The 1,457-nt window shown below is 76.3% G+C and carries 1 protein-coding gene; it reads left to right on the plus strand.

Translation table 11 applies throughout. The features are described 5' to 3' along the window. Positions 1 to 1,302 (plus strand): AMP-binding protein (locus tag DEF28_RS26480; RefSeq protein WP_199493572.1); only part of this gene is annotated, 1,302 nt, incomplete at its 5' end. Positions 1,303 to 1,457 lie beyond the last annotated feature (155 nt).

A 1,457-nucleotide genomic window follows, 5' to 3' on the forward strand; every position in this document is an offset into this window, starting at 1 on the left:
GCACCGGCCCCGGACCCCGCCTCGCTGGACCCCATGGAGCGCGCCCCGCGGGAGGAGGTCGAGCGCCACCAGCTGGAGCGCCTGCGCCGGACGCTGCGGCACGCCTACGACCACCAGCCCTTCTACCGCCGCAAGTGCCGGGCGGCGGGCGTGGCACCGGAGGACCTGCGCGGGCTCGCCGACCTCGCGCGGTTCCCGTTCACCACCAAGCAGGACCTGCGCGACGCCTACCCCTTCGACGCCATGGCCGTGCCCATGGACCGCGTCCTGCGGGTGCACGCCTCCAGCGGCACCACCGGACGCGCGACGGTGGTCGGCTACACCCGGGGCGACCTCGACACCTGGTCCGGCCTCGTGGCCCGCTGCATCCGGGCCGCCGGCGGCCGCCCCGGCGAGAAGGTGCACGTGGCCTACGGCTACGGGTTGTTCACCGGCGGGCTGGGGGCGCACTACGGGGCGGAGCGGCTGGGGTGCACCGTGATCCCGGTCTCGGGCGGGCAGACCGCGCGGCAGGTCCGCCTCATCCACGACCTGCGCCCCGACACGATCATGGTGACGCCGTCCTACCTGCTGGCGATCGCCGACGAGTTCCGCCGGCAGGGGCTGGACCCGCGGGCGGCCTCGCTGCGGACCGCGGTCCTGGGCGCCGAGCCGTGGACGGAGGACATGCGCGCGGAGATCGAGGACGCCTTCGGCCTGCACGCGGTGGACATCTACGGGCTCTCGGAGGTGATGGGGCCGGGGGTCGCCAGCGAGTGCGTGGAGACCAAGGACGGCCTGCACGTGTGGGAGGACCACTTCCTCCCGGAGGTCGTCGACCCGCTCGGCGACGGTGTGCTGGGCGCGGCAGCGCACGGCGAACTGGTGCTCACCTCGCTCACGCGGGAGGCGCTGCCGGTGGTGCGGTACCGCACCCGCGACCTGACCCGGCTGCTGCCGGGGACCGCCCGGCCCGGGTTCCGGCGCATGGCCCGGATCACCGGGCGCAGCGACGACATGATCATCCTGCGCGGCGTGAACCTCTTCCCCTCCCAGATCGAGGAGCAGGTGCTGCGGGTGCCGGCGCTCGCCCCGCACTTCCAGCTGCTGCTGCGCCGACCGGCCCGGCTGGACGAGCTCACCGTCCGGGTGGAGCACCGCCCGGACGCCGACCCGGTCGCCCGAGCGGGTGCGGCCGTGCTGCTCGCCGCCGCCGTCCGCGAGCACGTCGGGGTGAGCGCCGAGGTGGAGGTGGTCGCGCCGGACACCCTGGAGCGCTCGGTGGGCAAGATCCTGCGTGTCGTGGACGAGCGGCCGAGGTGACCGGCGGTGCCGGGCGGTGACCGGGGAGCCGGTGCGGACGGCGGGCGCGCCCGGGCGGGAGCGGGGCCGCCGGCCGGCGCCCCGCGGCGCGGCCGGCGGTCCGCGCCGGCGGTAGATTCAGGCGCCGTGTCCAGTTCGCCACCCCCCGGTCCCCC

Origin of the sequence: Marinitenerispora sediminis (assembly GCF_003336425.1) — a bacterium.
GTDB classification, from domain to species: Bacteria; Actinomycetota; Actinomycetes; order Streptosporangiales; family Streptosporangiaceae; genus Marinitenerispora; species Marinitenerispora sediminis.